19 protein-coding genes are annotated in these 21,725 nt (G+C 63.8%); 11 read left to right on the top strand and 8 right to left on the bottom strand.

Annotation, left to right across the window (positions count from 1 at the left end; genetic code table 11):
* The 10 genes from cmk to ACN0YJ_RS01795 all read left to right on the top strand — a co-directional run bounded on the left by cmk (window position 1) and on the right by ACN0YJ_RS01795 (window position 8,705).
* Window positions 1-627, top strand: a complete 627-nt coding sequence (cmk, locus tag ACN0YJ_RS01840) for a (d)CMP kinase (protein WP_417495162.1) — start codon at window positions 1-3, stop codon at window positions 625-627.
* 184 nt (window positions 628-811) lie between these two features.
* Window positions 812-2,515 (top strand): 30S ribosomal protein S1, encoded by a 1,704-nt coding sequence (rpsA, locus tag ACN0YJ_RS01835; protein ID WP_417489184.1) that lies wholly within the window; start codon window positions 812-814, stop codon window positions 2,513-2,515.
* Window positions 2,516-2,648: 133 nt separating this feature from the next.
* Window positions 2,649-2,954, top strand: a complete 306-nt coding sequence (locus ACN0YJ_RS01830; RefSeq protein ID WP_417476745.1) for an integration host factor subunit beta — start codon at window positions 2,649-2,651, stop codon at window positions 2,952-2,954.
* 110 nt (window positions 2,955-3,064) lie between these two features.
* Window positions 3,065-3,709, top strand: coding sequence for a phosphoribosylanthranilate isomerase (locus ACN0YJ_RS01825; protein WP_417495161.1), 645 nt, complete (start codon window positions 3,065-3,067; stop codon window positions 3,707-3,709).
* A gap of 16 nt (window positions 3,710-3,725) precedes the next feature.
* Window positions 3,726-4,958 carry a tryptophan synthase subunit beta gene (gene trpB / locus ACN0YJ_RS01820; RefSeq protein ID WP_417476743.1) on the top strand — a complete coding sequence of 411 codons (1,233 nt, stop codon included), beginning with the start codon at window positions 3,726-3,728 and terminating at the stop codon, window positions 4,956-4,958.
* Window positions 4,959-5,042: 84 nt separating this feature from the next.
* Window positions 5,043-5,324: a BrnT family toxin gene (locus tag ACN0YJ_RS01815; RefSeq protein WP_417476742.1), complete on the top strand. Its 282-nt coding sequence runs from the start codon at window positions 5,043-5,045 to the stop codon at window positions 5,322-5,324.
* On the top strand, window positions 5,299-5,598 hold the full coding sequence (locus ACN0YJ_RS01810; RefSeq protein WP_417495160.1) for a BrnA antitoxin family protein: 300 nt from the start codon (window positions 5,299-5,301) through the stop codon (window positions 5,596-5,598). Before ACN0YJ_RS01815 ends, ACN0YJ_RS01810 begins: the two co-directional genes overlap by 26 nt.
* 54 nt (window positions 5,599-5,652) lie before the next feature.
* Window positions 5,653-6,441, top strand: a complete 789-nt coding sequence (gene trpA / locus ACN0YJ_RS01805) for a tryptophan synthase subunit alpha (RefSeq protein WP_417495159.1) — start codon at window positions 5,653-5,655, stop codon at window positions 6,439-6,441.
* 31 nt (window positions 6,442-6,472) lie between these two features.
* The gene (accD, locus tag ACN0YJ_RS01800; RefSeq protein ID WP_417476739.1) at window positions 6,473-7,408 is read left to right on the top strand and encodes an acetyl-CoA carboxylase, carboxyltransferase subunit beta; all 936 of its coding nucleotides are present in this window, start codon (window positions 6,473-6,475) and stop codon (window positions 7,406-7,408) included.
* The gene (locus tag ACN0YJ_RS01795; RefSeq protein WP_417476738.1) at window positions 7,383-8,705 is read left to right on the top strand and encodes a bifunctional folylpolyglutamate synthase/dihydrofolate synthase; all 1,323 of its coding nucleotides are present in this window, start codon (window positions 7,383-7,385) and stop codon (window positions 8,703-8,705) included. Before accD ends, ACN0YJ_RS01795 begins: the two co-directional genes overlap by 26 nt.
* Window positions 8,706-8,772: 67 nt before the next feature.
* Here ACN0YJ_RS01795 and trxA read toward each other — a convergent pair whose 3' ends face one another.
* From trxA to tsaE, 6 genes are all read right to left on the bottom strand, one after another.
* Window positions 8,773-9,099: a thioredoxin TrxA gene (gene trxA, locus ACN0YJ_RS01790; protein WP_091769990.1), complete on the bottom strand. Its 327-nt coding sequence runs from the start codon at window positions 9,097-9,099 to the stop codon at window positions 8,773-8,775.
* Window positions 9,100-9,181: 82 nt separating this feature from the next.
* A complete protein-coding gene (gene addA / locus ACN0YJ_RS01785; protein ID WP_417495158.1) occupies window positions 9,182-12,730 on the bottom strand; it encodes a double-strand break repair helicase AddA in 3,549 nt (1,182 codons plus the stop codon).
* Window positions 12,727-15,798: a double-strand break repair protein AddB gene (addB, locus tag ACN0YJ_RS01780; protein WP_417495157.1), complete on the bottom strand. Its 3,072-nt coding sequence runs from the start codon at window positions 15,796-15,798 to the stop codon at window positions 12,727-12,729. The genes addA and addB overlap by 4 nt, the downstream gene beginning before the upstream one ends.
* Complete coding sequence (locus ACN0YJ_RS01775) at window positions 15,795-16,508, bottom strand: nucleotidyltransferase family protein (protein WP_417495156.1); 714 nt, start codon at window positions 16,506-16,508, stop codon at window positions 15,795-15,797. The genes addB and ACN0YJ_RS01775 overlap by 4 nt, the downstream gene beginning before the upstream one ends.
* Entirely contained in the window at window positions 16,505-17,602 is a 1,098-nt protein-coding gene (locus tag ACN0YJ_RS01770) for an aminoglycoside phosphotransferase family protein (protein WP_417495155.1), read from the bottom strand. The genes ACN0YJ_RS01775 and ACN0YJ_RS01770 overlap by 4 nt, the downstream gene beginning before the upstream one ends.
* The gene (tsaE, locus tag ACN0YJ_RS01765; RefSeq protein WP_417489190.1) at window positions 17,592-18,059 is read right to left on the bottom strand and encodes a tRNA (adenosine(37)-N6)-threonylcarbamoyltransferase complex ATPase subunit type 1 TsaE; all 468 of its coding nucleotides are present in this window, start codon (window positions 18,057-18,059) and stop codon (window positions 17,592-17,594) included. Before tsaE ends, ACN0YJ_RS01770 begins: the two co-directional genes overlap by 11 nt.
* Window positions 18,060-18,163: 104 nt before the next feature.
* On the opposite strand from tsaE, the gene ACN0YJ_RS01760 reads away from it, so the two are divergent.
* Window positions 18,164-18,484, top strand: coding sequence for a 2Fe-2S iron-sulfur cluster-binding protein (locus ACN0YJ_RS01760; RefSeq protein WP_091770000.1), 321 nt, complete (start codon window positions 18,164-18,166; stop codon window positions 18,482-18,484).
* 29 nt (window positions 18,485-18,513) lie between these two features.
* Here ACN0YJ_RS01760 and ACN0YJ_RS01755 read toward each other — a convergent pair whose 3' ends face one another.
* Entirely contained in the window at window positions 18,514-20,997 is a 2,484-nt protein-coding gene (locus tag ACN0YJ_RS01755; RefSeq protein ID WP_417476731.1) for an ATP-binding protein, read from the bottom strand.
* A gap of 202 nt (window positions 20,998-21,199) precedes the next feature.
* Entirely contained in the window at window positions 21,200-21,643 is a 444-nt protein-coding gene (locus ACN0YJ_RS01750) for an energy transducer TonB (RefSeq protein ID WP_417476730.1), read from the bottom strand.
* Between the last annotated feature and the right edge of the window lie 82 nt (window positions 21,644-21,725).

Below are 21,725 nucleotides of genomic sequence, written 5' to 3'. Positions count from 1 at the left end.
ATGATTATCGCCGTTGATGGACCGCTCGCTTCGGGCAAGGGCACGATCGCCAAGGCACTCGCGCGTCATTTCGGCCTGCCGCATCTCGACACCGGCTCACTGTATCGCGCCACGGCGGTTGCGGTGATTGACGCGGCGATCGACCCGGCCGACGCGGCCGCTGCGGCCGGCGCAGCACGCGCCCTCGATGGCACAGCGATTGATGAAAGCCGGATTCGCACCGCCGATGCCGGAGCCATGGCCTCCCGCGTCGCGGCCCTGCCTGCCGTGCGCGCAGCGCTCTATGAGTTGCAGCGCGACTTCGCCGGGCAGCCCGGCGGCGCTATTCTGGACGGCCGCGATATCGGCACCGTGATCTGCCCCGATGCCCGTGTGAAGCTCTATGTCACCGCCAATGCCGAGACCCGGGCCGACCGGCGCTGGCGGGAGCTGGCGGCGAAGGGCGATCCGATAAGCTATGAAACCGTGCTGGCCCAGACGCGCGAACGAGACGCGCGCGACGCCGAGCGCGCCGACGCCCCCATGCGGCCCGCCGACGACGCAACCTTGCTTGATACCTCGTCCTTGAGTATAGACGCGGCGATTGCTGCGGCCATTCAGATTGTGGAAAACGCCAGGACGGCGTGATCCACAAGGGCTTTGGCGATCTCGAAACCGGGCTTACCGAGTTCAAAACGCGCACGATTTCACGATCGCTGCGGGTCTTGACCTTGGCGCCCATGGAAAAACCCCTTGCCGGGCCGATCTGGCCCAGCGATGCGAACTCCCCCGCATTTTGCGGCGCGCATCGCATTCTGGAGCAACCTCTTACATGTCTACCGAAACCCTTACCCCGACGACCGACGATTTTGCCGCCATGCTCGAAGCGAGCCTGGCCGGCCGCGACCTTGCCGAGGGCCAGGTCATTAAAGGCATTGTCACCGCCATTGAAAATGATGCCGTCGTCGTCGACGTAGGTCTCAAGACCGAAGGCCGTATTCCGGTCCGCGAATTTACCGGTCCTGGTTCCAAAGCCCCTAAAGTGGGTGATGAAGTCGAAGTCTTCCTCGAGCGCATCGAAAACGCCCTCGGTGAAGCCATGCTGTCGCGCGACAAGGCTCGCCGCGAAGAAAGCTGGGATCGCCTCGAGCAGTCCTTCGAGAAAAAAGAACCTGTCAACGGTGCCATTGTCGGCCGCGTCAAGGGTGGTTTCACGGTCGATCTGGGCGGCGCCAGCGCCTTCCTGCCAGGCTCGCAAGTCGATATCCGCCCTGTGCGCGATGTCGGCCCGCTGATGAACCAGGAACAGCCTTTCGCCGTTCTCAAAATGGACCGTCCGCGCGGCAATATCGTCGTTTCGCGTCGTGCCGTGCTTGAAGAATCGCGTGCCGAACAGCGCGCCGAACTCGTCGGCCAGCTGGCCGAGGGCGAAGCCCGTGACGGTATCGTCAAGAACATCACCGATTACGGCGCATTCGTTGATCTCGGCGGCATTGATGGCCTGCTGCACGTCACCGACATGTCGTGGAGCCGCGTGGGTCATCCGTCCGAAGTCGTTGAAGTCGGTCAGAACGTCAAAGTCCAGATCATCAAGATCAACAAAGAGACCCAGCGTATCTCGCTCGGCATGAAGCAGCTGATGTCCGACCCATGGGAAGGCGTTGCCGCCAAATACCCTGTCAGCGCGACATTCAAGGGCCGCGTCACCAATATCGCCGAATACGGTGCCTTCGTTGAACTCGAAGAGGGCGTTGAAGGCCTGGTCCACGTGTCCGAAATGAGCTGGACCAAGAAGAATATCCACCCGGGCAAGATCCTTTCGACCTCCCAGGAAGTCGAAGTCATGGTTCTCGATGTCGACGCCGACAAGCGCCGCATCTCGCTGGGTGTCAAACAGACCCAGCGCAATCCATGGGAAGTCTTCGCCGAAACCTATCCCGCGGGCTCGCAGATCCAGGGCGAAGTCAAGAACATCACCGAATTCGGTCTGTTCGTTGGCCTGGAAGGCGAAATCGACGGCATGGTTCACCTCTCCGACATCTCCTGGGATCAGTCGGGCGAGCAAGCCATCGAAGCCTTCAAGAAGGGTGACCTGGTCGACGCAAAAGTTCTCGATGTCGACATCGACAAGGAACGCGTTTCCCTCGGCATCAAGCAACTGGCCGGCGATCCGATGGATTCCTCCGGCGCCAATCGCGGTGACACCGTGACCTGTACGGTCACTGAAATCACCACGGGCGGTATCGAAGTCACCTTCGGCGACGACGCTGCCGTCAAAGCCTTCATCCGCAAGTCCGACCTGTCGCGCGATCGTGCCGAGCAGCGTCCGGAGCGTTTTGCGGTCGGCGACAAGGTTGATGCCCGCATCACCAATGTCGACAAGGCTTCGCGCCGGGTTTCGCTCTCGGTCAAGGCGCTTGAAATCGCCGATGAACGCGACGCTGTCGAACAGTATGGCTCGTCTGACGCCGGTGCCTCACTCGGTGATATTCTCGGTGCAGCGATGCGCGAGAAGGATGCCGACAAAGGCGAATAGGCTAGCTTGACCCTGCGGGGTTGAGTAGAATGAACGGCCGGAGCTCATCGCTCCGGCCGTTTTTTTGAATCTGACTCATTGACGCGAGCGGTCGCAAAGGTCAGGTTTGAACTTTCAGGCGTGGAGCTGTCGCATGATCAAATCCGAGCTGATCGACAAACTGGCCGAGGCCAACCCGCATCTCTACCACCGGGATGTCGAGCGCGTGGTCAATACGATTCTCGATGGAATTACTGACTCCCTCGCGCGCGGCGAACGTGTCGAACTGCGCGGCTTTGGCGCCTTTTCCGTGCGTCACCGGCCCGCCCGCACCGGTCGCAATCCCCGCACCGGCGACAGCGTTTCCGTCAAGGAAAAGCATGTTCCCTTCTTCAAGACCGGCAAGGAATTGCGCGAACGCGTCGATGCGTCGCGGGCGTCGAAGTCGACGCCAGCCTGACCGGCGGCGATCACTTGCGGCTGAACCGGTAGGCTGTTTTGGCCCGGCCTTGCGGTGTGACGGTTTCAAACGGGTTTCCCTCAGGCCAGCAAAGCGCTAACTCCTCGGGCATGACCGAGATCAAATTCTGTGGCCTGAAAACCGGGCGTGACGTCGCCGCAGCCGCTAAAGCCGGCGCGCGCTGGACCGGCTTTGTGATTTTCCCTGCCAGCCCGCGCCATGTCTCGCCCGGCCTGGCCGGCGAACTGGCCCATCTGGCACAAGGGACCGAGACCGTCGCCGTGATGGTCGATCCCGATGACACGCTCTTGGCCCAGATCCGCGACGCGATGCGGCCTGACTGGATCCAGCTGCATGGGCAGGAGAGCCCCCGGCGTGTGATCCAGGCGCGCGCCTATGCACGCCAGGGGATTGTCAAGTCTGTCCCGATCGCGCAGGCGAGTGATCTTGCCGCCGCGCGCGCTTACGACCGGATCGCCGACATGCTGTTATTTGACGCCAAGCCACCCAGCGGCGCCAGCCGTCCGGGTGGCTGGGGCGAGGGCTATGACTATGCCCTGCTGAAAAACCTGAACCTGTCTGTGCCCTGGCTCTTGTCCGGCGGTCTGGATGCCACCAATGTCTGCAGGGCCGTCACCGCGTCCGGTGCCCAGGCTGTCGACGTGTCCTCGGGCATTGAATCAGCGCCCGGCATCAAGGATACGGCACGGATACAAGCCTTTGCCGATGCGCTTGCCCCCGAGCGCACCGCCTGACCTGAAGGAGAGCGCCATGAGCGAGACCGCGCCCGTCGACCCCCGACCCAATTCGCTCTCGGCCTGGCCGGACGGGCAAGGCCGCTTCGGCGATTTTGGCGGCCGCTATGTCGCCGAGACCCTGATGCCGCTTATCCTCGAGCTGGAAACCGCCTATGAGGCGGCCAAGGTCGATCCGGCCTTCACCGACAAGATGGATGAATTCCTGCGCGACTATGTCGGCAAGCCGAGCCCGATGTATTTCGCCGAGCGCCTGACTGAGGAATTCGGCGGCGCCCAGGTCTGGCTCAAGCGCGATGAGCTCAATCATACCGGCAGCCACAAGATCAATAATTGCCTCGGCCAGGTCCTGCTCGCCCTGCGCATGGGCAAGACCCGCATCATCGCCGAGACCGGCGCCGGCCAGCACGGCGTCGCCACGGCTACGGTCGCGGCGCGTTTCGGCCTGCCTTGCACCGTCTTCATGGGCGCCACCGATGTCGCGCGCCAATCGCCCAATGTCTTCCGCATGAAGCTGCTGGGCGCCGAGGTTGTGCCGGTCACCTCCGGCACCGGCACGCTGAAAGATGCGATGAATGAGGCCCTGCGCGACTGGGTCACCAATGTGCATGACACGTTCTACGTCATCGGCACGGTCGCCGGCCCGCACCCCTATCCGGCGATGGTGCGCGACTTCCAGTCGATCATTGGCCGCGAGGCGCGCGAACAGATCTTGGAACGCACCGGCCGCCTGCCCGATGCCTGCGTCGCCTGTATCGGCGGCGGCTCCAATGCGATGGGCCTGTTCCATCCCTTCATCGATGACGAAGATGTCCGCCTGATCGGTGTTGAAGCCGCCGGGCTCGGGCTGGACACCGACAAGCACGCCGCCAGCCTCAAGGGCGGCCGCCCGGGTATCCTCCACGGCAACCGCACCTATCTGCTGCAGGATGATGACGGCCAGATCATCGACGCCCACTCCATCTCCGCCGGCCTCGACTATCCCGGCATCGGCCCGGAGCACGCTTTCCTGCACGACATGAAACGCGCCGAATATGTCTCGGCGACCGACACCGAAGCGCTGGAAATGTTCCAGATCTGCTCCAGGCTCGAAGGCATTATCCCGGCGCTGGAACCCGCCCACGCCCTCGCCCGCGTCCGCGATCTGGCGAAAGAGCTCGGCCCGGACGGCATCATCCTGATGAATATGTGCGGCCGCGGCGACAAGGATGTGCCGCAAGTTGCGGAGATGCTGGGGGTCAAGTTGTAGCAACTTTTGATTGTAATCATACCATACAAACGTATTCTGACAAGAGGAAGCGCTTGAGGGAAACTACAATTGTAGCTACAATGGATGGAATTCGATTGGGATCCAGCGAAGGATGACGCCAACCGGCGCAAGCATGGTTTCGGCTTTGAACTGGCAGTGCGCGTCTTCAAAGGCCGGTGCATCACCCTGCCCGGTCGAAGTGTCGGTGGAGAGGTCCGAAGCCTTACGATCGGCCAAATCGAGGAATTGCTCGTCATTGCGGTCGTGCACACTGACCGTCAGGGTCGCACAAGGCTGATTTCAGCCCGACCGGCGAGCCGGCGTGAGAGGGAGATATTCCATGGCTATGAAGCGCGTGAAACTTGAAGACCTGCCGCCACTGACTGGCGCCCAGCGCGCGCGCATCCGTGAGATCGCAGCCACCCCCGATGATCAGATCGATTACTCCGACATCCCCGAACTCGACGAGGCCTGGTTCGCCAAGGCCGTCCTCTGGACGCCACCGTCCAAGAAGCAACTCACCTTGCGGCTCGACGAAGACATTGTCACCTTCTTCAAACAAAGCGGCAAAGGCTACCAGACTCGAATGAACGCTGCCCTGCGCGCCTATGTCGATGCGATGAAGAAGGGTGAGGCGTGAGGCTTCAAGATGTGAGACGTTATCGGCCAAAGCCCGCAGGAGCAGACCTCTGACATGACCAATCGCCTGACCACCCGTTTTTCCGAACTGGAAGCCTGGGGCCGCCCCGGCTTCGTCGCCTATATCATGGCCGGCGATGGCGATAGTGCCGGCTTGCTCGCAGCCCTGCCCGACGCCGGTGCCGACGTGATCGAGCTGGGCATGCCCTTTACCGATCCGATGGCCGATGGAGCCTCGATCCAGGCGGCCGCCCTGCGCTCACTGGATGCCGGCATGACGCTGAAAGGCACGCTCCAGCAGGTGCAGGATTTCCGCAAACATGATCACACCACGCCGATCGTGCTGATGGGCTATGCCAATCCGATCCATTCGATGGGTTGGGAGAAATTCGCCAAGGCTGCGGCCAAGGCCGGTATTGATGGTCTGATCTGCGTCGACCTGCCGCCGGAAGAAGACAGCGTCTTGCGGTCGCATCTGGCCAAGTTCGGCATCTCGATGATCCGCCTGGCCACCCCGACCACCGATGACGAGCGGCTGGCAACCGTGGTCGAAAACACTTCGGGCTTCGTCTATTACGTCTCAACGACGGGCGTGACCGGGACCGGTTCCGGCGCCGTCACCGATGTCGGCAATGCCGTGGCGCGCGTCAAGGCGGCGAGCGGACTTCCGGTCGTGGTGGGCTTCGGTGTTCGCACGCCGGAACAAGCCACAGCGATCGCCCAATGCGCCGATGCGGTTGTCGTCGGCTCGGCCATTGTCGATGCGATGCATGATGGCGGTGTTGCGGGCGCGGTAAAACTGGTGAAAACCTTGTCGACCGCCACACACGGCGTCAAACGATGAGACAGAGACAATGAGAGATCGGGATTCAGAGATGAACTGGCTTTCCAAGATCACCCCTCCGGGGATGTCGAAAATCTTCTCCAAGCGGGACACGCCCGACAATCTCTGGGTCAAATGTCCGATCTCGGGCGAGATGGTGTTCCAGAAGGATCTGGAGGCCGGCCAATTCGTCACGCCTGCGGGCCATCACATGCGGATCGGGCCCGCCTGGCGCTTCCAGTTCACCTTCGATGACGCGTTCGAGGAACTCGACACACCGGAAGTCCCGAAGGACCCTTTGAAATTCCGCGACGAGAAGACCTATGTCTCCAAGATCGCGGCCGCGCGCAAGAAGACCGGGCGCGACGATGCCATGGCGATTGCCGTCGGCCGTATTGGCGGCGTCGAATCCGTGGTTCTTGTGCAGAATTTCGCCTTCATGGGCGGTTCGCTCGGCATGGCCGCTGGCGAGAGCTTCATCAAGGCCGCCGAAACCGCAATTGCCAAACGGGCACCGCTGATCGTCTTCACCGCCGCTGGCGGTGCGCGCATGCAGGAAGGCGCCCTGTCGCTGATGCAGATGCCGCGCACCACAATCGCCGTCGAGATGATGCGCGATGCGAGCCTGCCCTATATCGTCGTGCTGACCGACCCGACCACGGGCGGGGTCACCGCCTCCTATGCCATGCTGGGCGATGTCCAGATTGCCGAACCGGGCGCATTGATCGGTTTTGCCGGCCCGCGCGTGATTGAACAGACCATCCGCGAGAAACTCCCGGAGGGCTTCCAGCGTGCCGAATACCTGCTGGAAAAAGGCATGATCGACCAGGTCGTTCATCGTCATGAAATCCCGGCAACGCTGGCCCGCATGCTGCGCGTGCTGATGAAACGTCCAAGCGGGTCCACTCCCGGCCGCCTGGCACCGCCTTCACCTGACCATGTGGCGGCGGCCGGAGGATCGCATGAGCACCCGACGCCAGGACATTGACGACGCGCTGACGCGGCTGGCACGGCTTCACCCGAGAAAGATCGACCTGTCGCTGGGGCGGCTTCAGCGCCTTCTGACAGCGCTGGGAAACCCCCAGGACCAGCTGCCGCCGACCATCCATGTTGCGGGCACCAACGGCAAAGGTTCGACCTGCGCCTATCTGGCGCATATGGCCCGTGCCAACGGCCAGACAGTGCATGTCTACACCTCGCCGCACCTGGTCGATTTCAACGAACGCATCCAGATCGACAGCCAGCCCGTCGGCGACCAGGCCCTGATCGAGGCGTTTGCGCGCTGTGAGGCGGCCAATTTCGGCGAACCGATCACATTTTTCGAGATCACTACCGCTGCCGCCTTCCTGCTGTTCAGCGAACACCCGGCCGATCTGCTCATCCTCGAGGTCGGGCTCGGTGGCCGCTTCGATGCGACCAATGTGATCGCCAAACCCGTCCTGTGCGTCATCACCGCAATCGGGCTCGATCACCAGGAATTCCTCGGCCATGACATCGAGACGATCGCACGCGAGAAGGCGGGCATCTGCAAATTCGGTGTCCCGACCATTATCGGGCGCCAGAGCCCCGAGGCCGAAGCCGCCCTGCTCCAGGAAGCGGGACGGGTTGGCGCACTGGCCTATGTCTGGGGTCAGGATTTCCGGGCCTATCAACAACATGGCCGCCTGACCTATGAAGATGAAAGCCGGGTCTGGGACCTGCCCAGTCCGGGCCTGATCGGCCCGCACCAGATCGACAATGCCGGAGCCGCCGCCGCCTGCGCCGCTGTGCTGCAATGGCCGGAGAAATGTGTCGCCGACGGCATCGCCCACGCCACCTGGCCGGCCCGTCTGCAGAACATCACGCGCGGCCCGCTCGGCGAAATTGCCCGCAGCCATAATGCCGAGCTCTGGCTCGATGGCGGCCATAATCCCGCCGCCGCCGCTGCCCTGTCCCACGCCCTGGCCGATATGGATGAGCGCGAAGACCGCCCACTGGTCATCATCGCGGGCTTTTCGCCCAATAAGGACGTCCAGGGCTGGTGCTCGCAATTTGCCGGTCTGGCACGGCGGCTGATCGCGGTCGAATTCAGCTCCGGGCGCGGCGGGTCGCAAACAGGCGAAGCCGTTGCTGCCGCCTCCAATGCTGCCGGCCTCAAGGCGGAAACCGCCACAAGCCTTCTGACTGCGGTCAAGAATGCCGCCAGGGAAGTCCCCGCACCGCGCATCCTGATTGGGGGCTCTCTCTATCTGGCGGGCGAAGCCTTGGCCCTGGGCGGTGCCGCACCACACCAGACGCCGGGCTGACGCACCAAGAAAAACGGGCCCCGAAAGGGACCCGTTTCTCAATTCTGACTGGCCGTCTGGAGCTTGATCAGGCCGAGAGGGTTTCGCGAACCCATTCAGTGATCTTGCCCTTCGCCATCGCACCAATCTTGGTCGAGGCCACCTGGCCGCCCTTGAAAATCATCAGGGTCGGGATGCCGCGCACGCCATACTTGCCAGGCGTCAACGGGTGATCGTCGATATTCACCTTGGCGACCGTGAGTTCACCGGCCATTTCCTCGGCCAACTCTTCAAGTGCGGGTGCAATCTGCTTGCACGGGCCGCACCATTCGGCCCAGAAATCGACAAGCACGGGACGATCCGCATTGAGGACATCAGACTCGAAGGAATCATCGCTGACCGCTTTCGTCGCCATGGGCTACTCCTTTGTTCGGGACGGGTCCGGTTGGTCCGGACCCATTACATGAGGCGTGAGGTAAGCAGCGCCGGGTCGATCGTCAAGAGTTTGCACCTGACAGGACACCGTCCAGCAACTCAGCGGGGATTTCCATCAGGCGTGCCGCATCCGTCCACAGCAGGGCGCACCGCACCGTCTTGCCGGGATGCAGGCTGCGCAGCAGGGCACGGTAGGCGGCCATCTGGCCAAGATAGACCCGCGCGACCCCGCCGACATCAACCGGCGGCGGACGATTGGTCTTGTAGTCGACGATCAGGACTTCGTGATCCGTCACCACCAGCCGGTCGACCTGTCCGCGCACTGTCGTGCCCGGCGGCAGTCCCGGCGCGGTGCCGGTCAGGGCCACTTCGGCGCGGCTGCCCGGGCCGAACAGGGCGGCGAAATCGGGGTGATCGAGAATGCCCAGCGTTTCCTCGACGATGATCGACCGGTTCGTATCATCGAGATCAGGCTGGGCCGCGACAAAGCGCAGTGCCGCCTCGCGCCGGCGGGCCGGGTCAAGATCGGGCAGGGTTTCGAGCAATTTGTGGATGACCTCACCGCGCCGGAAGCGCTGGCCGCCCGGATCGAGCAGTGGCGAAACCACCGCCTCCGCCATCTCCCCATCGTCGAGAAGACGCGAAGGCGCAATCGCACGCAGGGCACCGGCCTCGGCACTCGCCGGCTCAGTCGCCCAATCGGGGAGGGTCACACGCGCCGCAGCGGCGCGATCATGCGCACCCAGCGCGACCGGCACAGCGCCCAGTCTCAGGCCTGCACCAATCCCCTCGACCCGTGCCGAGAGCGGGGTCTCAAATTCCACCCAGTCATCCCCGGACCATTGCGCCGCCAATTGCGTATACCAACTGTCCTTGGCCACGCTCCCGGCACCCCGGCCCTGGCGCCAGCCGCAGACAATCAACCGGTCACGTGCCCGCGTCAGCGCGACGTAAAGCAGGCGCCCATGTTCGGCCTGGGCCCTTGCGGCATCGGTTTCGCGCATTTCAGCAACGAGCGGCGGGTCCCCGGCCTTGCGTTGTGACCAGATCAGACCGGCTGCAGCATGACTGAAGATAGGTTCCCCTTTGCCAGTAGCAGGCGAACGCGTGGTATCCGGCAGGATAATGACAGGCCTCTCAAGCCCCTTGGAGGCGTGAACCGTCATGACCTGGACCTCATCCCGGTCCGTGCTCATTTCGCGCTTGAGCTGGGTCTCTTCGCCTTGCAGCGAAGCAATAAAGCTCGCCATCGCACCGCCATGCTCACGCTCCTGCTCGAGCGCACGCCCCAGGAAGACCTCAGCCGGATCGCGCGCCTCCTCACCCAGCCGCGCCAGGACCCGGGCCCAGCGGCTCTCCCCGGTCGGCGTGCGTGCATTGAGGAAGCTGCAATAAACATCGTACAGCCCCTCGCTATCAGCCTTGTTGCGCCAGTCGGTTAGCGCGACTCTGGCTTCGGCAAAACGCGGATCGGTCGAGGTGAAGAGTGCATTCCAAAGCGCCCCGCGATGGCTGTTGCGACGGCTCTCTGCGAGATCGAACAGCGCCGCATCATCAAGCGGCGGCGTCGTACTGGCGACCGGATCGAAGAAGGGCGATTTGAGCAATTCGGCCAGCGCCAGATCATCACCGGGCGTGATCGCCAATCGCCCCAGCGCCAGAAGATCCTTCACCACGGTCTGTTCCCGCAGCACCATCCGGTCGGCACCGGCAACAGGTACCTGGGCAAGCTTGAGCTGGCGGATCACTTCTTCGAAGAAGCCACCCGTTCGGCGCCAGACGAGGATGGCAATATCCCTGGGCTGAACCGGGCGCTGCTCGAAACGGCCACCCGTCTCCTGCCAGACCGCATCCCCCCGATCGATCATCGCGCGGATCTCTGCAGCCAGTGTCTGGGCCAGAATATCGCGCGCCGAACCGCGACCCGGTGCATCGACCGGATCGAAGATCGAGCTCTCCTCAACCACTTCAGGCTTGGGCACGGAGGGCCAGAACTCGACACAGCCCGGCGTGCCGGAACGAGCCGCCTTGTGATTATGATAGAAGGCGAAGGGCCGCGCCGGATCGGCATTCACAAACTTGGTTTCCGGCGCACTGGCGGCAATCGGCGCGAAGGCCTGGTCGACAGCCTGCAGGATTTCCGGCGCCGAGCGAAAGCTGACATCGAGCCCCGGTCGGGTGAATTTCAACCCGGCCGCGTCGGCCCGCTCTCCCAGCGCATCGCCCTCGGCAATGAAACGGGCCGGCTCGGCGCCCTGGAAGGAATAAATCGACTGTTTCTCATCGCCGACCACGAACAGGGTACGCCCCGCTTCAGCGGAGCCCTTGCCGGCGAAGAATTCCGCTGTCAGCGATGCGATCATGTCCCATTGCCGCGGCGCGGTGTCCTGGGCCTCATCGACGAGGGCATGCGCCAGGCGGCCATCGAGCTTGTAGCCGACCCAGCCGGAAAAGGGGTTGGCGTCGCTCAAAAGCTGGCCGGACAGCACGATGAGATCCTCGAAATCGAGCGCTCTTTGCCGCAGCATTTCCGCATCATAGGCGTCGAGGAACAGGGTCGCGACCTGCAGCGCCGCAGCGCTCGCCTCGGCGACCTGGGCGGTGCGGACCCGGTCGCGGGCCAATTCCATGCGCTCGGCCTCGGCTTCAAACAGGCCGGGCAGGCTCGGCGCCGCCTTGGCGCACGTCTTGGTAATCAGCGTTTTGGCCTGGCTGCCCTCGCCATTGCTGATGAACCAGGCCGGCAGACAGGCATCAAAGGCCAGGTCCGGCGAGGCGGCATTGAGCGCCGCGTCGAGAGCCGCAGCCCGGGTCTGATCGGTCGAGCCGCCATAATGGCGCAGCGCGATCACCGCTTCAGCGAGATGCGCATGCGGTGCGGCGCCCCAGGCCTCGGCTTTCACCGCTGCCGACACCGTGCCGGGTGGCAGGTCAAACAGCGCATACATCTGGCCGGTCAACGCTTGTGCATCACCGGCTCCCTCCAACGCATCGCGCAGCTTGTGGCGATTGAAACGCACCCAGCGCAGGATATTGCCCAGCGCATCGGGGCCGCCGGCCTGCAACAGGGTGTCTACCGTCTCTCGGTCCAGCCCTTGCAGCGTGCACCGTCTGGCGGTCTCGACCACTTTCGCCGCTTCGGCATCATCCAGTGTCTTGAACCCCGGCGGGGCGCCGGCCTCGAGCGGGAAGCGCCGTAGCAGGTTTTCGCAGAAGGCGTGGATCGTCTGGATCTTCAAGCCGCCCGGTGTTTCCAACGCCATGGCGAAGAGTTTGCGGGCCGAAGCGAGGAAATCCGCGTCGCGCCGTTTCTGCCCAAGCTTTTCCAGCTCATCGCCGAGCCTGGCGTCCGGCATGACCGACCAGTGACCGAGCCGGTCAAACAGGCGCTCCTTCATCTCCGCAGCGGCGGCCTTGGTATAGGTCACACAAAGAATCTGATCAGGCTGGGTGCCGTTCAGCAGGATATTGATGACGCGATTGACCAGCACACGGGTCTTGCCCGAGCCGGCATTGGCCTCGACGAAGACACTTGCTACCGGATCCGCAGCAAGGTCCTGCTCGGCGGTGGCCCGCTTGATGATGTCGGGATCGAAACCGGGCTCGCTCATGTCTCGCCGCCCTCATCGCTGCCACCGGGCGCACTGGCCCATTCACCGCGCCGCGCGAGATGATCGTAATCACCATAATCATTGACGTATTTCGCGCGAGGCTGAGAGAGATAGGGCTCTGCCTCATTGTCGAAACGGTTGATCCATTCACGCAGGTCAGCGATCGCCTGGTCCGCCATTTCGGCAGCGGTCGGCGTGGGCGATTTGGCCGGCCCGGCCTCGTCGATCCGGGTTTCTTCACCGCCCTTGGCGTTGCCAGGCAGGCGCACATAGTAAAGCCCGGCCGGTTCGCCGGAGAAATCCTTGAACGCGCCAATCTCGCGCGCCATCGCGGCTGTCAGCGGCAATTGCGGATCGAAACCGGAGGCCACTTCCTTCGGCGCGGCGGCGCCCCCGGTCTTGTAGTCAATGATGTCGATACGGCCATCGCCGTGCCGGTCGAAACGGTCAGAGCGGCCATTCAACACCCAGTTGCCGCCCGGCACATCGAGCGTCAGCTCACCCTTGATTTCCAGCTTGGCGATTGTGATGCCTTCGGCGCGGCGGGCGCGCTCCCAGCCCACCAGCCAGCGCGCAGCGCGCGCAAAGCGCGGCACTTCGACGACCATTTCCTCCGGCGCAAACCCGGCCTTGACCAGATGCCGGCGCGAGACCTCGACCAATTGCGCCTCGGCATCTTCGGGCAACACCTCCAGCCAGTTCTCGAAGGCTTCCTGCAACGCGTCGTGCAAGGCCGTGCCCCGCTCGCGCGGCCCGATGGGCATATCCGCCGGGTCGAGCCGGTTGATGCCGAGAATCCGACGGGCATAAATGGAATACGGGTCGCGCACCCAGGTGCGGATCTCGGTAATCGACAGACCTCGCGGCCGTGCGCTAACGGGCGGCCTCGGCTCCGGCTTGGGCGCTGGCTTCGGACCGAGGCCGGGCGCGTTGAGGTCACGGGCAATGGCGGCATAGGGCTCGGCCGGCTCCAGCGCCCTGGCAGCCGCATCACGGCCCATCGCGCCCTCAACCAGCGTCTTGAGCCGCCAGACCCAGCGCGAGGCCACCGTCGGCGCGCCATCAGCCTTGGTGGCACGGGTCAGAAAGACTTCGGCGCCGCAGGCGAGCTGGGCGAAATCATGCGCGGCGAGACCATGGCGGCGTTCCGGTGCGCCCAGTTCAAGAACCCTGCGCATGCCCGCAGAGAGCCAGGGGTCCACTCCCAGCCCGGCAGGCCAGACACCCTCATTCAGGCCCGCCAGCACAATCCGGTCGGCGCCAATCAGGCGCGCTTCGAGCGGGCCGAGCACTTGCAGACGTGGGTGCACGCCCAGACGCGGTGGCACGCGGCGCGCGCGTACCAACTCGCGAAACGCGCCGGCATATTCAAACAGACGCATCGGTGGCAGGCTTTCGGTCTCACCGAGTAATTCGCGCAGCACACCAGCCGCCGCATCGCCGCCCTCGCCGGCCCAGAGCCGGACCGCCCCCTCACGCCCGGCGCTCGAGGCCAGCGCCTCGGCGGCGCGGGCATGGCGTTCGGCCCAGACGGCTGCAGGTAGCGCCTCGTCCGGCTCGAGCGGCGCCATCGCGGCCTGCATCTGAGTCAGGATGGTTTCAATCGCCGCGCGGTCATCATCGAACAGATCGACATATTTTCCATCCAGGCGCGCACGCACCGCAGCCAGATCACGCCCCGGCCTGACACCGCGCAAGGCTTCCGCCTCGAACTTGCCGAGCACGCCATGCACCAGGCCGCGCTCGAGCCCGGCGGCAAACAAGGGTGACCCCCAAAGCGCCGACAGGGCCACGACACTGCCCGGATCCTCGGCAACATCGAGCAGGCGCAAGAGGAAGGCCCCGGCATGGGTCTCCGACAGCGCTGCGCCGCCGGAATCATCGAGCCGGACACCGAACCGGTCCATCTCGGCCGCGACGCGCCGGGCCAGGCCGCGATCCGGCGTCACCAGAATGGCGGTCTTGCCCGGCGTATCGAGGGTTTCGCGCAGCAGGAGTGCGCAGATGCGCGCTTCGGCCAGAAGATCAGGCGCCTCGATCAGGGAGAGGCCATCCAGGCCGCGGGCGAAGTAGTCGTCGCCATATTGCTGTTTGAGCTGCTCGACGCGATCGAGCCAGTCATCGGTGGCCTTCGCCGGGCGCAGGGATTCGGCGATGACACGGCGACGGGCCCGCGCGGGTGCCTCTTCCGCCGAGCCTGGCCATTGCCGGACCTGTTTGCGATGAATCCCGAAATCATTGACGAACGCCTGCATCGCCCATTGCGGGTGGGAATCGTCAATATGCTCCCAGGCCTTGTCATCGGCGTCCCAGTCGAAACCGGGCAGGACCACCGCGCCCTGAGGCAATTGCGCGACGCAGCGCATCACATCGCGCGCCGCCGGAATTGAACCGGTCGACCCGACAACCAGAACCGGATGCGATGGCGCTTGTCGATCCCAGCGCTCAACCAAGGCACCCAACACGATCGAGCGCCGCGACGCACTATCGACCAGGCCGAGTTCTTTCAGCCGCATCGGCCATATCGTGCCGACGATATTGAGGAATTCGACCGCTTCACGGCGGTCGGCCGGCAAATGCTCCTGCAGCGCCTCATCGAGGACGGACAAATCCGTCACATCCTCGGTCGCCAGATCATCGAGCAGGGCACCGAGCGGCTCAGCCAGAGCCAGCGCTCCGCCAATCCCGATCTCGCGTCCCAGTGCCGCTTCCTTGGCCAGGATCAGACGCGCCAGCTCGAAGCGGCGGCGCGATGCGGACACGGCTGGCGGCGCGATGCCGGCCAGTTCGCCCGGTTCAAACGGAGGGTCGTCGACATCAATATCACCGAGCGGACGGATCATCGGCAGCAGGGCAACCCCATTGCCCGCCTCCTCCGCGAAGGCGTCTCCCAGAGCCTTGGCGGCGCGCCGGGTCGGGGTCAGGATCAGGACACGGGTCAAGGCGTCGGGATGGGTCTCGACATTGAATTCAAGCCGCAGGCGGCGGGCGATGGATCGCAGGAAGTCGGCCTGGGGCGGCAGGGTGAAGAGGCGCGGAGCCGGCGTATCGAACAGGCTCTCGCTCACCTCGCCAGACGCGCCTCGGCCGCGGCGACCGCTTGCGGGTCACCGACATGCATCCAGAAACTTTGCATGGGCAGACCGAAGACGCGGCCCCGGGGCACCAGATCGCGCCAGATTTCGGTCATCGAGAAGCGCGCCTCACTCCGGCCCGCCATGATTGATGGCTTCATGATCTGGACGCCAGCATAGGCGAACGGCGCCGTCGCCGCCTCGCCGCGCCAGGCAACGCGGCCGTCATCGCCGAGGAAGAAGTCGCCCGCTCCGTCGAAACCGAGCACGGCCTGCATCGGCGCCAGCAAGAGCAGGACATCCATCCGCTCCGCATCCCAGACGTCGCGCATCCGGTCGAGCTCGGGCTCCGGCCCATCTACCCAGATGGCGTCGATATTGGAGATGAAGACCGGATCATCACCCAGCAACGGCAACGCCTTGACGACACCGCCGCCGGTTTCCAGCACGCAATCGCGCTCGTCGGAGATTGTCAGGCTTTCATTGCGCGGGTGGGCCTGGATATGAGCCTCCATCGCATCCGCAAAATGGTGCACATTGATGATGGTCCGCTGCACACCCGCTGCCTCGAACCGTTCCAGCGCCCAATCGAGCAAGACCTTGCCGCCAACTTCGACCAGTGCCTTGGGCCGGTCATTGGTGAGCGGCCGCATCCTCGTTCCCAACCCGGCGGCCAGCGCCATACCCGTCGAGATCCGCGTCATTTGTGGGCTTCCGCAAAGACTGACGGCGCATGCGTCTTGGTCCACATCAGCAAGGGCATCAGGGCCGGGTGCTGCAGGTTGGACACATAATGGCGGGCAACGCGTGGCAACAGGTCGAGATAGCGCTGCTTGCCGTCGCGCTTTGCGAGGCGCACGAAAATACCGAGAATTTTCGCATTGCGCTGCGCACCGAGCACCGCATAGGCCGCGTCAAAGCCAGCCGCATCCTCAATCCCGGCCTTCTCGACGAAGCGGGCCTTCAGGGGGATCGCCAGATTGTGATCAACACTGCGGCGCGCATCTTCGATCAGCGAGACGAGATCATAGGCGGGATGGCCGATCAGGGCATCCTGGAAATCGAGCAGGCCAACGCGGGCATGGCCTTCGCGCTCGGGCAGGTGGATCAGGTTCTCGGCATGGAAATCACGCAGCACGAGGCCCGGCGCGCAGCTGTCCAGCCGCCGGAAAGCCTGTTCCCAGATCTGCCCCCAATCCGCGCGGGCGCTCTCGCTGATCGTCAGGCCGGCATGTTGTGCAGCGAACCAGTCGAGGAAAAGATCGGCTTCGGCCGCCAAAGCGACAGCGTCATAAGGCAGAAGTGGCCATTCCTGGCCGTCCAGTGTGACCCGGTCGGAGAAGGACGCGCGGTAGATCGCGGCCAGCGCGTCGACCGCTTCGGAATACAAACGGCCTTCATGCATCTGGCCAGGCAAGAGGCGGGCATAGAGTGCATCGCCCAGGTCCTCGAGCAGGAGAAATCCCTGGTCGGGGTCGCTGGCCAGGATGCGCGGGGCGGAAAAGCCGCGTTCGACCAGCGCGCTCGCCAGCCCGGCGAAGGCCGTCGGATTGGAACCGGCCAGCCGGGCCTGGGCGTTATATCCCAATGCGGCGCGCTGCTCCGGCGTGGCGCCTTGCGGACAGGTCGGCGCTTCAGCGCGCGCCGGTGCATCCATCAGCATTGCCGGCTCTCCCTGCCTGGACAGGCGAAAATATTGTCGAGTGGAGGCATCGCCGGGCAGCGGCGCAATCTCGGCGCCGGCCCATCCGGCCCGGTCAAGAAAGGCTGCGCGCGCAGTGGCGCGGTCAGAATTCATCAACGCGGCTCTCCCAGCTTCCAAACCCTGTTATCCGGGCTTCCCGGACAGTGTCCACGCCCGCGCCGGTGATGGCTATGGAAATTTCCAGCCGGTCGCCGGGGAGGCTGTCTTCAAGCCGTTCCGGCCATTCAATCAGTGTGATGGCATCATCGAAGGCGTCATCCAGCCCGAGCTGTTCCAGTTCGCCCGGCTCTTCGATGCGGTAGAGATCAACATGCCAGAGCGCGACGGAAGCGCCGGTCTCATAGACCTGGACAATGGTGTAGGTCGGGCTCGGGGCATCGTCGACGCCGCACATATTGGCGATCACCTGGCGCGCCAGGGTCGTCTTTCCGGCCCCGAGATCGCCAGACAGACAGACGATATCGCCCGCCACCAGCAAGCCGGCGAGACGATCGCCCAGCGCCGTAGTATCGGCGAGATCAGTCAGCGGGAGGTGGCGCGAATGGCTCATGCCTCGCGCTTAACGAAGCGCGGCAGCGACGGCAAGCGGTGAAGCTGAATCTTGACATCGCAGTGAACGCTGTTCATTTCCAACCCATAGAACCGGAGCGTCGCATGGCCAAGATTACCTATATCGAGCACAACGGAACCGAGCACAGCATTGAGGTCGCCACTGGGTTGACCGTCATGGAGGGCGCGGTCCGCAACATGGTTCCCGGCATTGATGCCGATTGCGGCGGGGCCTGTGCCTGCGCCACCTGCCATGTCTTTGTCGACCAGGCCTGGTTCGACAAAACCGGTTCACGCGAAGCGATGGAAGACTCCATGCTCGACTTCGCCGACGGCGTCACCGAAACCTCGCGCCTGTCCTGCCAGATCAAGGTCACTGAAGAACTGGACGGGCTGATCGTCCGGATGCCGAAACACCAGGGCTAACCGGTTGGCGGCCCGATCGGGCCGCCGCGCTAGTTCTGCGAGCTCACCCGGTCGTCCTCATTTGCGACGCCGGTGAGGTCGAGCTCGTTGGGTGTTGCCCGGCTACGGGCCTCGGCCGGCAGATGGCAGGCGACCAGCGTGCCCTTGCCGGGTTCTGATTTCAGCTCGACCCAGCCGCCATGCAGCAGGGCGATATCCTTCACCAGCGCCAGACCCAGACCGGCACCGCCACGCTCGCCGCGGGCGAAGCGATCGAACACAGTGGCCTGCTTGTCCGGTGCGATCCCCTCGCCATTATCATTGACCCACAGGGTGAGCTGATCGCTTTCCCGGCGGGCACCAATCGTAATGCCGCCGCCGGGTTGCACATGGCGCAGCGCATTGGACAAAAGGTTCATCGCCACCTGTTTGAGCCGGTTGCGGTCTGCGCGCAGCAGGCCGATATCGCCCTCGATGCGGACATCCAGCTTGACTGAATTATGATCAGCGCGGGCCGCGACCAGTTCGGCCGCTTCGCGGACCACGTCCTCAAGATTGACATCACCGAGATCGAGCTCGAGCTGGCCGGCGTCAATCGCGGCCACATCAAGAATATCATCGATCAGCTTGGCCAGGTGGGACGAGGCCGACTGGATCGCCGCCATTGGTTCTTTCTGGCGGTCAGTCAGCTCGCCGGCAAAGCCCTGGGCCAGCAGATCGGCATAGCCGCCAATCGTCGTCAGAGGCGTACGCAATTGATAGCTCACATGCTCGACGAATTCGGTCTTGATGCGCTCGGAGGTTTCCAGCGCCTCGGCGCGCTCACGCAGAGCCTCTTCGATCCGGCGGCTGTCAGTGACGTCATCCCAACAGATCAGGGTCGCGCCATCGGGCAGGGGCCGGGTCAGATAGGTCAGCACACGATCATCCGAGCGATGCATTTCACCCGTGACCTGTTTGCGCGCCTGCGGGCTTGGGTCCGTGACCCGGCCGCGGATCTCATTCCACACCCGGTCGTCAGCAAACAGGGCCGCACAGGTCTCGGCGACAGTCTCGAAGTCGGGCTGCCCGTCGAGCTCATCAGCATCGAAACCCCATAATTGCTCGAAGGCATTATTGTTGAGCTGCAAACGCCCATTGGCGCCAAACACAGCGACGGCCTCATGCAATTTGTCGAGCGTTGCACGCTGGACATTGATCAAGGTGTTGTAGCGGGCCCGCAAGGCCAACTCGTCGGTCTTGTCCTCGAAAATCAACATCAGGCCACCGAGCGGGTGACGCTGGCGGGCGACGCGCAAGGTACGCCCATCTGGAACCGGCCACAGCTCGTCCGGCGTTTCATCGCCCGGGGCGAGCTCGTAGCGAGCCAGCTCATTGGCCTTCCACTCCGCGAAATCAGCCTGTTCCGGGAGCAGGCGCTTTTCGCGCATACGGTCCAGCAATTGACCGTGCCCGGGACGGTCATTGAGCCACGCTTCGTCGAGCTTGAACAATTTCGAAAAAGCCGTGTTGTGGAAGGATGTCCGTTTTGAACGATCGAACACGACCACGGCTTCGGCCATATGGTTCAGGGTTTCATCATGAGCGCGCCGGAACCGCGACAGGTCACTCTTCGCATCCTCGCCTTCGGTGACGTCGAGCGCAAAGCCGGCTGCGCCTCCAGAAACCGGGAAAACAAGGAATTGCATTGCCCGCCGCCGGCCGCCGACAACAATCACGCGTGTATCGCCGACAACATCGGCCTTCGCGGTCGCCTTGCCGGCCTGTTCGGCCATCGCCGCATCGAGCGTGGTCTGTTTTTGAAGAACCTCGTCAATCGTCTCGGCATCGACTGCGTTCACATAGGCCTGATTGGCCCATTCCAGCCGGCCGGTCGCATTCATGCGCCAGGCCGGGAAAGGGGCACGGCCGAGCATGTCGAGGAAGGCCATCGGATCCTTGCTGACGAGACGTTGCGCCTCCTCAACCCGGCCACGCGCGCCGGATTCCTCCAGGCCACGGATCGTGGAATCCGAAAGCCAGACGACCAGTTGCGTCCCTGCCGCACGGCCATCGACTTCCAGAAAACGCCCGCCCGGGCCCAAAATGGTCAGGGAGAAAGGACTGCCCTGCTGCATCAGCTCCTGGAAGCGAAGCCGCAATGTGGTCTCGCCACCGCCGGCTGAGCGCGCTTCATAATCGGCGAGACCTTCCATCAGTGTGCTGGCCGGATCAGGCCCGTCACTGGCTTCGGCAAAGCGCAGAAGTGATGCCAGCGCCACCGGCGAGCCAAAAATGCGCGGATGGCCCCAGCCTGTGTCGGACTCGTCGAAAGGTGGCTCATCCCAGACCAGCACCAGGCCCGGATGGGCCCCGAATACGCTGTCAGCGCGGGCAATCTTGTCTTCCAGGTCGGAGGTGCGACGGCGCCATAATGTCTGTGCAGCACGCGCGCCCGCCGTCAGCCGGTAGGCCCACATCCCTGTTGCGAAGGCAAACGCCACGGCGCCGAGTGTGACGATCAGGGTCACGATCTGGAAGGTCTGTCCGGTCATCAATTTCGCCCTGTGGCGGATCTCACCCCCGTATCTCGAGGTCCGCACGAATCAGTATGATAACGATGCGGGGACTCGGCGGCGATGCCTGCCACCGCAAAACTCTTAATAACTTATTTGATCCACGCGAAATCGCGAACATTATCCGTGCACAAACTCAAAATACCGGGGGAAAGCGCGCCTCGGCGAGTACCGGTATTGATCAGCGAATCTGGACTTCGCCAGCACGGAATTCGAACATCACGACGCAGTTTTCCAGCACTTCAACCCCGTCGAGTGGCCGGAAACGCCAGTTCGAGACGGCGCGTGTCGCGGCGCGGTTGAATGGCCCGTCGGGCACGGCTCGCGCCACCCGGGCCCGATGAACACTGCCGTCGGAATAGACATGGAAACGAACCACGACCCAGCCCTGACGGCCACGCGAATAGGGCCCGCCGGGATAGGCAGGGGTCGGCGCCTCGAGCGCTGCCAGGGTCGACCCACGGCAATCCGTCGGGCCGATCATGAGGTCGACATTGGGCGGTGTTGGATAGGTATCAACGGGCCGGAAGACGCCGCGCTGAGCCGATAGCGGCGCCAGTCCTCCGGGCAGGGAGGAACAGGCGGTGAGGGAGAGGCAAAACAGAGCCAGGAAACAGCGCATCATGAGCGCCAAGCTAGCGCGCACCCTCGCGGGCGCAATTACCACGCGCAGCGGCCTGCCCGCCGCTTTGCCAGACGACGGACCC

This window comes from Maricaulis sp. (assembly GCF_048270095.1).
Taxonomy (GTDB): domain Bacteria; phylum Pseudomonadota; class Alphaproteobacteria; order Caulobacterales; family Maricaulaceae; genus Maricaulis.
This window is presented reverse-complemented; position numbering and strand designations above follow the sequence as displayed.